At 63.2% G+C, this 13,281-nt stretch carries 11 protein-coding genes; 1 reads left to right on the forward strand and 10 read right to left on the reverse strand.

The window, feature by feature from the left end; translation table 11 throughout:
- Positions 1–6: 6 nt before the first annotated feature.
- From DFO48_RS07335 to DFO48_RS07350, 4 genes are all read right to left on the reverse strand, one after another.
- Positions 7–1,035, reverse strand: a complete 1,029-nt coding sequence (locus tag DFO48_RS07335) for a hypothetical protein (protein WP_114862983.1) — start codon at positions 1,033–1,035, stop codon at positions 7–9.
- An 89-nt stretch (positions 1,036–1,124) separates the two neighbouring features.
- Entirely contained in the window at positions 1,125–1,961 is an 837-nt protein-coding gene (locus tag DFO48_RS07340; protein WP_114862984.1) for a class II glutamine amidotransferase, read from the reverse strand.
- A gap of 179 nt (positions 1,962–2,140) precedes the next feature.
- The gene (lysS, locus tag DFO48_RS07345) at positions 2,141–3,685 is read right to left on the reverse strand and encodes a lysine--tRNA ligase (protein ID WP_114862985.1); all 1,545 of its coding nucleotides are present in this window, start codon (positions 3,683–3,685) and stop codon (positions 2,141–2,143) included.
- 243 nt (positions 3,686–3,928) lie between these two features.
- Positions 3,929–4,579: an LON peptidase substrate-binding domain-containing protein gene (locus tag DFO48_RS07350; protein ID WP_114862986.1), complete on the reverse strand. Its 651-nt coding sequence runs from the start codon at positions 4,577–4,579 to the stop codon at positions 3,929–3,931.
- A 60-nt stretch (positions 4,580–4,639) separates the two neighbouring features.
- On the opposite strand from DFO48_RS07350, the gene DFO48_RS07355 reads away from it, so the two are divergent.
- Positions 4,640–5,206 carry a YggT family protein gene (locus tag DFO48_RS07355; protein ID WP_003076615.1) on the forward strand — a complete coding sequence of 189 codons (567 nt, stop codon included), beginning with the start codon at positions 4,640–4,642 and terminating at the stop codon, positions 5,204–5,206.
- Between the two features lie 174 nt (positions 5,207–5,380).
- Here the strand turns inward: DFO48_RS07355 and accD are convergent, their stop codons facing one another.
- The 6 genes from accD to DFO48_RS07385 form a co-directional block, all read right to left on the reverse strand.
- Entirely contained in the window at positions 5,381–6,256 is an 876-nt protein-coding gene (gene accD, locus DFO48_RS07360) for an acetyl-CoA carboxylase, carboxyltransferase subunit beta (protein ID WP_003076614.1), read from the reverse strand.
- Between the two features lie 187 nt (positions 6,257–6,443).
- Positions 6,444–7,253: a tryptophan synthase subunit alpha gene (trpA, locus tag DFO48_RS07365; protein WP_003076612.1), complete on the reverse strand. Its 810-nt coding sequence runs from the start codon at positions 7,251–7,253 to the stop codon at positions 6,444–6,446.
- Positions 7,250–8,542 (reverse strand): tryptophan synthase subunit beta, encoded by a 1,293-nt coding sequence (trpB, locus tag DFO48_RS07370; protein WP_114862987.1) that lies wholly within the window; start codon positions 8,540–8,542, stop codon positions 7,250–7,252. Before trpB ends, trpA begins: the two co-directional genes overlap by 4 nt.
- Positions 8,467–9,252: a phosphoribosylanthranilate isomerase gene (locus tag DFO48_RS07375; protein ID WP_003076607.1), complete on the reverse strand. Its 786-nt coding sequence runs from the start codon at positions 9,250–9,252 to the stop codon at positions 8,467–8,469. Before DFO48_RS07375 ends, trpB begins: the two co-directional genes overlap by 76 nt.
- A 42-nt stretch (positions 9,253–9,294) precedes the next feature.
- The gene (truA, locus tag DFO48_RS07380) at positions 9,295–10,125 is read right to left on the reverse strand and encodes a tRNA pseudouridine(38-40) synthase TruA (RefSeq protein WP_003076605.1); all 831 of its coding nucleotides are present in this window, start codon (positions 10,123–10,125) and stop codon (positions 9,295–9,297) included.
- Between the two features lie 40 nt (positions 10,126–10,165).
- On the reverse strand, positions 10,166–13,093 hold the full coding sequence (locus DFO48_RS07385) for a FimV/HubP family polar landmark protein (protein ID WP_114862988.1): 2,928 nt from the start codon (positions 13,091–13,093) through the stop codon (positions 10,166–10,168).
- Positions 13,094–13,281: the final 188 nt, after the last annotated feature.

Raw genomic sequence — 13,281 nt, forward strand, 5'->3', positions numbered from 1 at the left:
AGATACTCAGGCCAATGCCAGGGCGGAGTGCGCCTTGCTGCTTTCATCGTGCCAGAGCACAAAAGTCTGTGCCGCTGAGCACAGCGTCGTCGCGCCCAGCTGATCGATATACCGACAGGCTGCGAACTGTGCCGATCTGGCCTCATAGTCCGACACCCATTGCTGGCGTGCAGCCCGGGAGGCCTCAGGCTGGGGCCAGCGTCTTTCCAGGGTGGACAGGCCATTCAAGCCCATGCGCCATGGCTTGCCGCTGACTCGGGCGCGAAAGCACTGCTGCTGATGGCACAGCATGGCATACAGCGGGTCAACCTCCAGTTGCTGGAACAGCGCCTGAACCTCGGGGGAAGAGGGGCTGAATGCGGCGTGAGTGACAATGACGCGCAATCCTTTGGGCGTTTCGTAGACGCGCAGGCCCCAATCCGGGTGTCCGGCCGCAAAAGCCTGAACTTTTGCCAGCGCGGCATCGATGGGCGGTGGCTGCAGGGCTTCGGCGCGCCGCGCATGGCGGGCATGCAACCATTGCTTGAGGCCCGACCAGAAGACCAGGCCGATGCTGGCCAGCAGCAGCATCAATATCGCGGCACCCAGATTCCAGGTCAGCGGGGTCACCCACAGCCAGGGCAGGGCCAGAGCCAGCAGCAGCGACGAGATGACAGGGAAGCGGGCAGGCTTTTTCTGCCGCGGAAAGTCGATGTCGGCAATGGCCACGTTCTCTGTGTTCAGGCAATGTGCGCCATAGCTGTTGCGGGTCATGACGGATTCGTCACGTCGCTCCAGCACTTCTTCGCGAATGGGCGTGCCGCCTTCCAGCCCGTATTCGGTGCGCCACTCCATGCGCTCGAACCCTGCGTCGAGCTGGCGTTGCGTGGGAGCGGCCAGCACGGCGTCCAGCGCTTGCTGGGCTCGTTGCTGCGCATGGTTCTGGGCTTCCTGCTGGCTGTGGTCTGACCAGCCCCAACGCTGGACGGTCGCGCCGTGGCGTTGGCCGGTTGCATGGCGCAGCCGCGCTTGCGCCCAGTATTGAGGGATATGCATGGTGGGCCAGTATAGCTATGGGGCCGATGCCACAGTCGCTGGCCAGATGGCCGACAGCGATTGGATGAGCTGGCGCTGGGCTTTGACCCTCAGGATCGAATGGGCGCGAACGGCAGGTAATCGATCTGGGTGTCGCGCACGACGATCGCCGTCGACTCGGGAACCTGTGCCCAGGCCTGCGGCAGATCAACCAGCGGTTCGGACACGATCAAATACGCATCGTCACCAACGGCCGCGATGCGCGGGTCGTCGGGGTAGAGCGCGTGAAGATGCTTGAAGGAGGTGCTGTGATAGAGCGAGCGCGGCGACTGGCCCTCGCTCGCGTAGCGCACGGCCACCAGTTGCTCGCCATCGCTGGCACACACGGTCATGCTCAGCGGGTGTGCTACCCCGTGGCTGCGCGCCGTGGCCTCGACAAAGCCCGCCATGCGCGCGATGGCCGGCACAGGGCTGTGCTCCAGCCCGAAACTCATGGCCAGAAGGAACATGGTCTCCGAGTCCGTCGAGCCTTCCTGCGAGTTGAAGAACTGCGGATCGATGGCCATGAGCAGATCGCGCCGTACCAGGGGAAAGTCCTCGATCATGCCGTTGTGCATGAACATCCAGCGCCGGTGGCGGAAGGGATGGCAGTTGGTCTCCTGCACCGGCGTATGCGTTGCCGCGCGAACATGCGCAAGAAACATGGGCGCCGACACGGCGCGCGACAGCTCGCGCAGGTTGTGATCGTGCCAGGCCGGCTGGATGCTGCGATAGCGAAAAGGCATATCGTGCGGGTGCTGGTACCAGCCCAGTCCGAAGCCATCGCCATTGGTCGTCGTCGCTCCGAATCTCGAATGCAGGCTTTGGTCGATCAACGAATGGCGCGCGTGGAACAGCATTGTTTCCAGGGAAACAGGATTGCCCTTATAGGCCAGCCAGCGACACATGGCGCTCTCCTTGAGACATGGAACCGATGATTCATCCTATCGGTTCCAGGTGTCCGCCGGGCAGGGCCTGTATTTTGCTGAATATTTAATAGCAGGTAGCGCCTGCTATTCTTGGATTTCAGCAATAAAGATATCTGAAAACCAAGACAGTCAAGCGCTAAAAGCTATCAATTTCAGACTTACTGTTCGCGGCGCAGGGCGGGGAACAGGATCACGTCACGGATGCTGGCGCTGTCGGTCAGCAGCATCATGAAGCGGTCGATACCGATGCCGCAGCCGCCGGTGGGGGGCATGCCGTACTCGAGGGCGCGCACAAAGTCGTGGTCGAAGTACATGGCTTCGTCGTCGCCGCCGTCCTTGGCTTCCACCTGGGCATTGAAGCGGGCAGCCTGATCTTCTGCGTCATTGAGCTCGGAGAAGCCGTTGCCGAATTCGCGGCCGGTGATGTAGAGCTCGAAGCGCTCGGTCACTTCGGGACGCTCGTCGTTGGAACGCGCCAGAGGCGAGATCTCGGTGGGGTGTTCCATGATGAAGGTGGGGTTCCACAGCTTCTCTTCCACCACCTCTTCGAAGTACAGCACCTGCAGGCTGGCCAGGGTGCGGGTGGACAGCTTGTCCTTGTCTTCCTTCATGCCCAGCTTCTTCAGGGCATTGGTCAGCCATTCGCGGTTGGCCACGTTGTCGCCGGCTTCGGTGTATTTGACGATGGCTTCGGGGATGGTCAGGCGCTCGAAGGGCTTGGCCAGATCCACAGGCTTGCCGCCGTAGCTCAACTCCAGCGTTCCCACGGCCTTGATGGCTGCGTCGCGGATCAGCTTTTCGGTGTAGTCCATCAGGTCCTGGTAGTTCCAGTAGGCCGCGTAGAACTCCATCATGGTGAACTCGGGGTTGTGGCGCACCGAGATACCTTCGTTGCGGAAGTTGCGGTTGATCTCGAACACGCGCTCGAAGCCACCGACGATCAGGCGCTTGAGATACAGCTCAGGCGCGATGCGCAGGTACATCTCCTGGTCCAGCGCATTGTGGTGGGTGATGAAGGGCTTGGCATTGGCACCGCCGGGGATGGGGTGCAGCATGGGGGTCTCGACTTCCAGGAAGCCGTGCTCGACCATGAAGTCGCGGATGCCGGCCACGGCCTTGCTGCGGGCCACGAAGCGCTTGCGGGCTTCTTCGTCGGTCATCAGGTCCACATAGCGCTGGCGCACCTTCTGCTCCAGGTCGGCCATGCCGTGGAACTTGTCGGGCATGGGGCGCAGGCTCTTGGTGAGCAGGCGGATCTTCGTGGCCTTGATCGACAGCTCGCCGGTCTTGGTCTTCATCAGCTGACCTTCGACGGCAATGATGTCGCCCAGATCCCACTTCTTGAAGTCGGCATACACCTCTTCACCCACGGCATCGCGGGTGACATAGGCCTGGATGCGGCCCGTGGCGTCCTGCACGGTGGCAAAGCTGGCCTTGCCCATCACGCGCTTGAGCATCATGCGGCCCGCCACGCTGACGGCAATGGCTGCGGCGTCCAGAGCTTCGGCATCCTTGTCGCTGTGTTCGGCGATCAGGGCAGCTGCACGATGCTCGGGCTTGAAGTCGTTGGGAAAGGCAACGCCGCCGTTGGCCTTGGAGGACTCGCGCAGGGCTTTGAGTTTTTCGCGGCGCTCGGCGATGAGTTTGTTTTCGTCCTGAGGGGCGGTGTTTTCTGCCGCAGAAGAGATGTTTTGTTCAGTCATGAAAAGAGAGCGCCAGCGACAAGCGCCGGTTGGAGGCCAGGAATGAGGGCGCGGCAAGGATAGCCGCTGCCCGAAACCGGTGATTTTAAGTTTTTTGCCGAAGCAGCGGTAGGCGACCGGGCAAAGCGCTGACGGGAGCTGCGGTATGCGGCCTCCATGGCTCAGGCTGCAGTCTCAGAAGTCAGCTTTATGCTATCGAATAGGTAGCTTTTGTCAGCCGCCAGAAAAGGGGCTTAGGCGATTTCAGGCATCGTCCTGCGGGGGCGAACCGGTAATGCCGCTTTGCTCCAGTACATCGGCGATCAGCTCCAGTCGCAGCAGCGGGGCATCCAGCGTCATCAGCTGCTGCTTGATCCGCACCGGCAGGGGCAGCATCTCGGCCCAGCGATTGGCAACCCAGGCACAGTCGTGCATCTGCGCCGGCGTAGGCAGTTGTGCGTGATCGGGGTCGTGGTCGTGCAGGTTCAGCAAGGCCTGAGCCAGCGCGTGGGAGGTGCTCAGCAAATGCTTGGGGACAGTGACCTTGGGGTCGTCGGGCAGCATGGTGACATCGGCCACCCACAGGCCATGTGGCAGTTGCCAGCAGCGCTGGATGTGAAAGCGCTGGGCGCCCCGGCATTGCAGATGCATCAGCCCGGGCTGGGGTGAATCGAGCCGGGCAATACGGGCCAGCACGCCTTCGGAGTGCAGGCGCTCGGTCTGGGCGCCGGCCTTGCGCACTTCCTGTCCCGCCTGCAGCGCCACCACGCCGAAAGGGGCGTCGGCATGCTGGCATTTGCGGATCATGTCCAGATAACGCACTTCGAAGACCTGCAGGCTCAGCAGGCCTTCGGGAAACAGCACCGTGTTCAGCGGGAACAGGGGCAGGGAATGCAGACTTTGCGTATCGGTCATGGTGCCCGGCTATCATCCCACGAATGGGTGAGTTGCTCACTGTTTTCTGAATTGGGTCACATGCTGTTTGAAATCGTTCTGTTCCTGCTGGATGTCGTCGTCGGCTTGATCACCGGAGCCTGTCTGCTGCGCATGTATATGCAGGCACAGCGTGTGCCGTTTGGCAACCCCGTGGGGCAACTGGTCTTTGCGCTGAGCGACTGGATCGTCATGCCGCTGCGCAAGGTCGTTCCCGCCAAGGGCCGCTGGGACAAATCCAGCCTGATTGCTGCCTTGCTGCTGCAACTGGCGCAGGTGCTGCTGATCTGGCTGCTACTGGGTGCCAAGGGCTCGGTTCTGGCGCTGCCATGGCTGGCGCTGTGCGGGCTGATCAAGGTCATTCTGTCCGGCATGATGGGCATCTTGCTGATCTACGCCATCCTGTCCTGGGTGCAGCCCTATTCGCCCATCTACGGCGTGCTGCAGCGTCTGGCCGATCCGCTGGTGGCCCCGATCCGCAAGGTGGTGCCCCTGATCGGCAATGTGGACTTTTCGGCGCTGATTGCCCTGATTGGCCTGCAGGTGCTGCTGATGGTGCTCAACTATGTGCAGGCTGGCGGCCTGTCCATGATTGCCGGGGTGCGCTAGGGGGCTGTCCGGGCCAAGAACGCCGCATCGCCTTGAGGCTTGCGGATGAAACCTCGTCAGTTCCAAGGCTGCTCTGAGGTGCTCTGTGAATGTCCCGAGGCGATAAACCGACAAAAAAACGGCTGACGCAGATGAATGCTGCGTCAGCCGTTTTGCTTTTTGCTCGTCCGGTGCTTATTCCACGGCGTCCGCAGGCAGACGTTGCAGCATGGCCAGAGAGCTGGAGATGCGATCACGCAGCTCGCGGCGATCCACGATCATGTCCACGGCACCCTTGTCCTGCAGGAACTCGGCGCGCTGGAAGCCTTCGGGCAGCTTCACGCGCACGGTGGTTTCGATCACGCGGGGGCCGGCAAAGCCGATCAGGGCCTTGGGCTCGGCGATCACGATGTCGCCCACGAAGGCGAAGCCGGCGGACACACCGCCCATGGTGGGGTCGGTCAGCACGGAGATATAGGGCAGACCCTTCTTGGCCAGACGTGTCAGCGCAGCATTGGTCTTGGCCATTTGCATCAGCGACAGCAGACCTTCCTGCATGCGGGCACCACCGGTGGCGGTGAAGCAGATGAAAGGCACTTTCTGCTCGATGGCGGTTTCCACGCCGCGCACAAAGCGTTCGCCGACCACCGAGCCCATGGAGCCGCCCATGAAGTCGAACTCGAAGCAGGCCACGACCACATTGATGCTCTTGACGGAGCCGCCCATGACGATCAGTGCGTCGGTCTCGCCGGTGTTCTCCAGCGCTTCCTTCAGACGCTCGGGGTACTTGCGGCTGTCCTTGAATTTCAGCGGGTCGACAGGAATGACTTCCTGGGCCAGCTCATAGCGGCCTTCCGCATCGAGGAAATGGTTCAGACGCGCGCGTGCACCGATGCGGTGGTGGTGGCCGCAGGTCGGGCAGACGTTCTGGTTCTTTTCCAGATCGGTCTTGTAGAGAACGGTTTCGCAGCTGGGGCACTTGATCCACAGACCTTCGGGAATCTGCTGGTGGCGTTCCGTCGGATTGGTCTGCTGGATTTTTGCAGGCAGAAGTTTTTCAAGCCAGGACATGGTTATTTCCTTTTCAGTTTCCACTGCACTGCGCGCCACCCGCAACCCATGAGAGCGGCGCGGCGCAGGCACTGGCGCAATCCCGGTCAGGGACAGCGAGCAAGGGCCGCCCCGCTGCGAGGCTGTCGTCCCCCTTCAAGGGGGAAGCGGCAAAGCCGCTCAGGGGGAGGCTGATTTCAGGGCAGCATTATGCGTCGAGAGCCTTTCGCACACCACGCAGAAAGTCTATTGCCAGAGGCACGATCTTCTCGTGGGGCTGGTTGTCGAGCAGGTCAATGATGCGGCTGCCGATGATGACGGCGTCGGCCACCTGGCCCACGGTCTGTGCGGTCTGGGCATCGCGAATGCCGAAACCCACGCCCACGGGCACGCTGACATGCTGGCGAATGCGCGGCAGCATGGCCTCCACGGCCGAGGTGTCCAGAGCGCCCGAACCGGTCACGCCCTTGAGCGAGACATAGTAGACATAGCCGCTGGCCACGCGGGCCACCTGTTGCATGCGCTCGTCCGTGCTGGTGGGCGCCAGCAGGAAGATCAGGTCCATGTCGCGGGCCTTGAGCTTGGCGGCAAACTCCTCGCATTCCTCGGGCGGATAGTCAACGATCAGCACGCCATCGACGCCGGCAGCGGCGGCATGGTTGACGAAGGCATCTTCGCCATGGATCTGGTCGTAGCGCTCCACGGGGTTGGCATAGCCCATGAGCACCACGGGTGTGGTGTGGTCCTTTTTACGGAACTCGGCCACATAGGCCAGCACCTGGCTCAGGCCCACGCCGTTGGCGATGGCCTTGTCGCCTGCGCGCTGGATGGTGGGGCCGTCGGCCATGGGGTCCGAGAAGGGCACGCCCAGCTCGATCACGTCGGCACCTGCTTCCACCATGCCGTGCATGAGGGGCGGGGTGATGGCGGCGAACGGGAAGCCTGCAGTCACATAGGGAATCAGGGCCTTGCGGCCTTCTTCCTTGAGCTTGTTGAAGGTGGCGGTAATTCGGCTCATAACTTGTTGCCCCCTGCGGCAGCCTTGGCTGCATCATGTCCGGGAGCGCCCTTGACGGTAAGACCGCGCATGGAGGGGCGGTCGAAGTATTCGGCACCCGAGAGGTCGGCCACGGTGCCGATGTCCTTGTCGCCACGGCCCGACAGGCTCACGAGAATCGACTGGTCGGTGCGCATGGTCTTGGCCAGCTTCATGGCATAGGCCACGGCGTGGCTTGACTCCAGAGCCGGGATGATGCCTTCGGCGCGGCACAGATAGTGGAAGGCGTCCAGCGCCTCCTGATCGGTGATGCCCACATACTGGGCACGACCGATCTCCTGCAGCCAGGCATGTTCGGGGCCCACACCGGGGTAATCCAGGCCGGCGCTCACCGAGTGAGTCTCTGTGATCTGGCCGTTTTCATCCTGCAGGATGAAGGTGCGGTTGCCATGCAGCACGCCCGAGCTGCCCTTTTGCAGCGAGGCCGAGTGCTTGCCGGATTCCAGGCCTTCGCCGGCCGCTTCCACGCCGAACAGCTTGGTGTCTTCGTAGGGGATATAGGGGTAGAAGATGCCCATGGCATTGCTGCCGCCTCCAACGCAGGCAACCACCGCGTCGGGCTGCTTGTCGGCGCCCAGAAACTCGGGCATCTGCGTCAGGCACTCGTCGCCGATGACCTTCTGGAAGTCGCGCACCATCATGGGGTAGGGGTGGGGACCCGCCACGGTACCGATGATGTAGAAGGTGTTGTCCACATTGGCCACCCAGTCGCGCATGGCTTCGTTGAGCGCGTCCTTCAGGGTCTTGCTGCCGGACTCGACAGGCACCACGGTCGCGCCCAGCAGCTTCATGCGGTAGACATTGGGGCTTTGGCGCTTCACGTCCTCGGCACCCATGTAGACGATGCACTCGAGGCCGTAACGCGCGCAGATGGTGGCCGTGGCCACGCCGTGCTGGCCGGCACCTGTCTCGGCAATGATGCGCGGCTTGCCCATGCGCTTGGCGAGCATGGCCTGGCCGATCACATTGTTTATCTTGTGCGCGCCCGTGTGGTTGAGGTCCTCGCGCTTCAGATAGATCTGCGCACCGCCCATTTCACGGCTCATGCGCGAGGCGTGATAGACGGGCGAGGGACGGCCTACATAGTGGGCCAGCTCGGACTGGAATTCGGCGATGAATTCGGGGTCGTTCTGATACTTTGCGTAGGCCTCACGCAGCTCGGTGAGGGCGTGGGTCAGGGTTTCGCTGGCGAAGCTGCCGCCGTAGCGGCCGAAATGGCCGTGGACGTCGGGATACTGGTATTCAAACATGTGTCAGTCTGCAAAATTTGGGCATCAGCTGCGCGTACGGCAGCAATGAAGCGATGAATCTTGTGGGCATCCTTGATGCCTTTGAGAGGCTTGCCGTCGGGACCTTCGGCCTCGACACCAGAGCTCACATCAACGGCCAGAGACAACCCGCGAGGGCGCACTTGCAAGATGCCATCGGTCACGTTTGCAGGCGTGAGTCCACCAGACAAAACGAGGTGAGAGTCGACGCTTGTTGGCAGAAGTGACCAATTGAATGCCTTGCCGCCGCCACCATAACCATCGACATGGGCGTCGAGCAGGATGGCTTGGGCCTTTGAATAACGTTGGGCATATTCTACGAGGTCAAACTGGGCCGCATCGTCTCCAAGGGGTATGCGCGCCGCGCGCAACCAGGGCTGGACGCCCCGGGTGGATGCCTCGCAATCCGCGGCCGTTTCATCACCATGAAACTGCACGCAGGCGTTGGGTATTAGGTCGCAGGCAGCTATCACATTGGTAGCTGTTTCATTCACAAAGAGCAAAACAGGTGTGACAAAGGGCGGCAGTCGCCGGGCCAGCTCGGCCGCTCGTTGCAGCGTCACGGCGCGCGGGCTTGGTGCATAGAGCACAAAGCCGACGGCATCGGCTCCGGCGGCCACTGCAGCGTCGACATCCTGCTCGCGGGTCAGGCCGCAGATCTTGATGCGGGTGCGGGGGGCAATGGAAGACATGACAAGTCCCAGGCGTTGCAGCAATCGATGGCGCTTGGCCGCTCAGGGCAGCCAGGCAAACGGGGGAGTGTCTACAGGCAGGCCCCAGCGTGTATCGTAAATGGGGCCGAGAAAGTACAGCCCGTCAGGGGAGAAGGTGGGGGCGGCCACCTCGCGCGAGCGTGCCTCCAGCACTTGCTGCATCCATTGCACGGGCTTGGAGCCCTGGCCCACATAGATCAGGCAGCCCATGATGTTGCGGATCATGTGGTGCAGAAAAGCGCTGCCCTCGAATTCGAAACGCCAGTAGCCGCATTCCATCTGTCCGTCGCGCATGGGTGCCTGGCCTGCGGGGCGGTAGTGGATGTCGATGCGGCGCAGGGTCTTGACCGGGCTCTTGGCCTGGCAGCCTGCCGCGCGAAAGGACGAAAAATCATGCTCGCCCAGCAACAGATCGGCGGCTGCGCGCATGCGCTGCGCATCCAGAGTCTGAAACACCCAGCCCACCCGGCCCTGGTCAACGCTGGGGCGCACGGGGGACTGCAGCAGCACATAGGCATAGCGGCGTGCGGTGGCGCAGGCCCGGGAATGGAAGCCATTCGGGCCGTCGGCGACCTCGGCCGCCCATTGCACGGCGATGTCCTTGGGCAGGAAGGTGTTGGTGCCTCGTACCCAGGAGTTGGGCGCGCGCTGCAACTCGGTGTCAAAGTGCACGACCTGCATCAGCCCGTGCACACCGGAATCGGTGCGACCGGCGCAGATGGTGGAGACTTCTTGAGCAGCAAAGCGGCCCAGGGCCGCTTCGAGTTTGTCTTGTACGGTGTTTCCGTCGGGCTGGCTTTGCCAGCCGCGATAGGCCTGACCGTTGTAGCTGACGCCAAGAGCTATGCGCATGGCATGGCTCCCGGCGCGGGGTCTGAATGCATCAAATCAATCAACCAATCTGAGAGAGAAGGCTGTGAGCCTTGGCCTTGAGATCGCCATGTGCCTCGGCGATCACTTCCTCAATCAGTGTACGCGCTCCGTCGCTGTCGCCGATGGCATTGAACTCTTCGGCCAGGGCCAGCTTGGTGGCCAGAGGGTCTTCGGGTTCGGAGGGCGCTGGCACGGCGTCGACTGGCGCGGCGATATCGGCTGTGCCCAGATCCAGCGACAGGCCGCTGAGGTCGAAAGTCACCTCGGGTTGTGCAGGAGCGGCGGCGGCGAGGCTGTCGCTCTCCTCGGCCGGCTGCAAGCTCAGGGCTTCGGCACCTTGCACTTCGTCCAGTTTCTCCAGGCTGGAGGATAGGTTCAGCGGAGCTGTTTCCTGTCCGCCGTCTGGCTCGGGCTGTGTCTGCAAAGGCAGGGTGAAACTGTCGAGGTCGAACTCGAGTGCATTCAGAGAGCTTTGCTCGGCGGGCGCGGGAGCTGCGACAGGGGCCGGAGCTTGAGATGCCGTGGCGGGCAGGCTGAACGAGGCCAGATCATCGAGATCCAGGTTCAGGCCATTGTCTGCGGTTGCAACTGCCGGCTCTGCGGAGGGGGCAGAAGGAGTGTCCCACTGTGCCAGTGCTGCGAAGTCCTGTTCGTTGGGCAAGGAAACGGGCTCGGAGGGCACAGGCGCTGCGCTGGCCGCAGTGTCGGGCAGGCCTGCTGGCAGTTCCAGATCCATGTCGAAGTCCATGCCGGCGGGCTCTGTGGGAGGGCCTTCGCGGCTGGCCGCGGCTTCGGCTGCCTGTGCCGCAGCCAATGCCGAGCCGAAGCCCACGGCGGCGGCCACGCCGCCTTGCAAGGCGGTCGATGGAGCGGTGGGGTTGAAGGCGTTGGGCGCAGCCGCTGCGCCTGCCTGGGACTGGGGGGCGCCGCCCAGCTGGTAGGTCAGGTTTTCAGGATCCAGGATGCGGCCCTGATCGGCCAGTCGCTGCCATTCGGGGCCCTTGCCCTGGGTCAGGGCAAAGACGTTGTTGGCAACTGATGCGTAGGCCATGCGGTCATGGCGCTTGGCATAGATTTCAGCCAGCTTCTGGTGCAGCACCAGACGGTTGGGGTCGGTGCGCAGCGCTTCCTTGAGGATTTCCTCGGCCTGCAGGTCGCGGCCGTAGGCCAGGTACACATCGGCTTCGGCCAGCGGGTCCACATCGCCGGCGTCGAGCTGGCTGGGAGAGTACTGCATGGACTGGCCCGACATCTGGCTGCTGCTGGTCGTGGTGTCCACGCGCTGGCCGCCACTGGCGCCGAAGAAGGAGTCCGCCGACAGCTGGCTGTCGCCCAGCGTGCTGTCCGCGCCTGCCGCAGCGGCTTTGCGACGCTGAGACACACGGTAGCCGCCATAGCCCAGAAGCAGGGCCAGCAGTGCTGCTCCAGCCAGCGGAATGGTCGGGTCTTCCATCAGACTGTCGATAAAGCTGGGCTCCTCGGGAATGGGGGCCGGTGCCGCCACAGGCTTGGGAGGTGCAACCGGTGCCGGTGCAGGCGCTGCAGGCTCGGCTGCGGCTTGTGCCGGTTCGCCTTCGGCCGGAGCTGGTGCGGGCATGGTGTCGCCTGGCTTGCCGGCATCGGCTGCTGCAGCCTCGGGTGCGGCTGGGGCAGGGGTAGCAGGCGTTGCAGGCGCATCAGCAGCTGGAGCGGGGGCGGGGGCGGGCGCTGCTGCATTGGCGGTGCTGGCCGCGGGCACGGTGACTGTGGGGCTTGCCGCTGGCGCAGCTGCAGCCGGGGTACCTGCTGCGGGAGCTGCCGCCGTACCTGCGGGCTTGGTGGCTGCCGCAATCTGGCTTAGCTCGGCCATATTGCGTTTGAGCTCATCGGCGCGCGCAGATTGGTCTGCGGCCTGTTTTTGCTGGGCCACTTGCTCATCGGCGGCCACGCCCTTGACGGAGCCCTTGGACAGGGTCAGCTTGTCGGGGGCTGCGGTGGCGGCCTTGGCATCTGCGACGTGGGCCTGAACCTGGCCGGAAGCGCTGCGCGATGCTGCTTCCACAGGTGCCACAGGTGCCACGCCAGCCAGTTGACGGCGGAACTGGTTGAAATCCTGAGACTGGGCCGCCATGATCTGGCGGGCTTCCTTGGCCGAGGTGGCCTGAGCGGCTGCCTGATCGGGCAGCTGGATTACCGCGCCGCTGCGCATGCGGTTGATGTTGCCCTTGACAAAGGCCTGCGGGTTGCTGCGCAGCATGGCGACCAGCATCTGATCGAGCGATACGCCTGCTGGCTTGTGCGCTGCAGCAATGCGACCTGCGGTGTCTCCTGTCCTGACGCGAACTTCATCACCGCTGCCAGCAGGTGCCGCAGTGCCAGCCTGGCGTTTTTGCTGCGGCTTGGTTGCCGTTTCGTCTAGATCGCGGTCATTGCGCAGATCCCGACCGGCCGCGTTGACAGGGCTGGGCGCCGGGCGTGCAGTCACGGCGGGACGCACAGGCGCAGGCGCCGCGGCAGGCGTGGCCTGCGCAGCGGTCGTGGGCGTCGGGGCCGGGCGGCGCGTTGCAGGGGGGTCGAGCAGCAAGGTGTAGTTGCGCTGCAGCTTGCCCGATGCCCAGTTGGCATCGATCACCAGGTCGACAAAGGGATCGTTGACCGGCTGAAAGCTGCTGAGCTTGAGCACGGCCGAGCCGTTGGCGCGTTTTTGCACCTGCACACGCACCGAGTTGGCCGTACCCGTGAATTCCATGCCCTGGGCGCGGAATGCCGCTGGCGATGCGATAGCGGCCTGGAGGCTGTCGGCCTCGGCAGCGCTGAGCTGAGGGATCTCGACCTCGGCACGCAAGGGCTCGCCCAGAGCCGACTGCACCGTGATGCGGCCCAGTGCCAATGCCCATGCATCGGTGGCCGGCAGGCTTGACAGTGCGAGGGTGGCTGCGGCGAGCGCAGAAAGTTTCCAGCGTTGCATAGGGCTCAGACTTGATTCGTGCAGCCTACAGCCCTCTTGTTCTTGGTCGGGTTTGTGGCTGCGGTGCACATAAAAATTGGAAATTCCAGCAGGCGGCAAAGGTCTCTCGGCCCGGCGGACATAGTTTGCATTGTCAACGACGCTATTGCAATGTGAGCAAAAGCTGGGTCGGCAAGGCTCTCAATTGT

The organism is Comamonas sp. AG1104 (assembly GCF_003350425.1).
GTDB lineage: Bacteria > Pseudomonadota > Gammaproteobacteria > Burkholderiales > Burkholderiaceae_C > Comamonas > Comamonas testosteroni.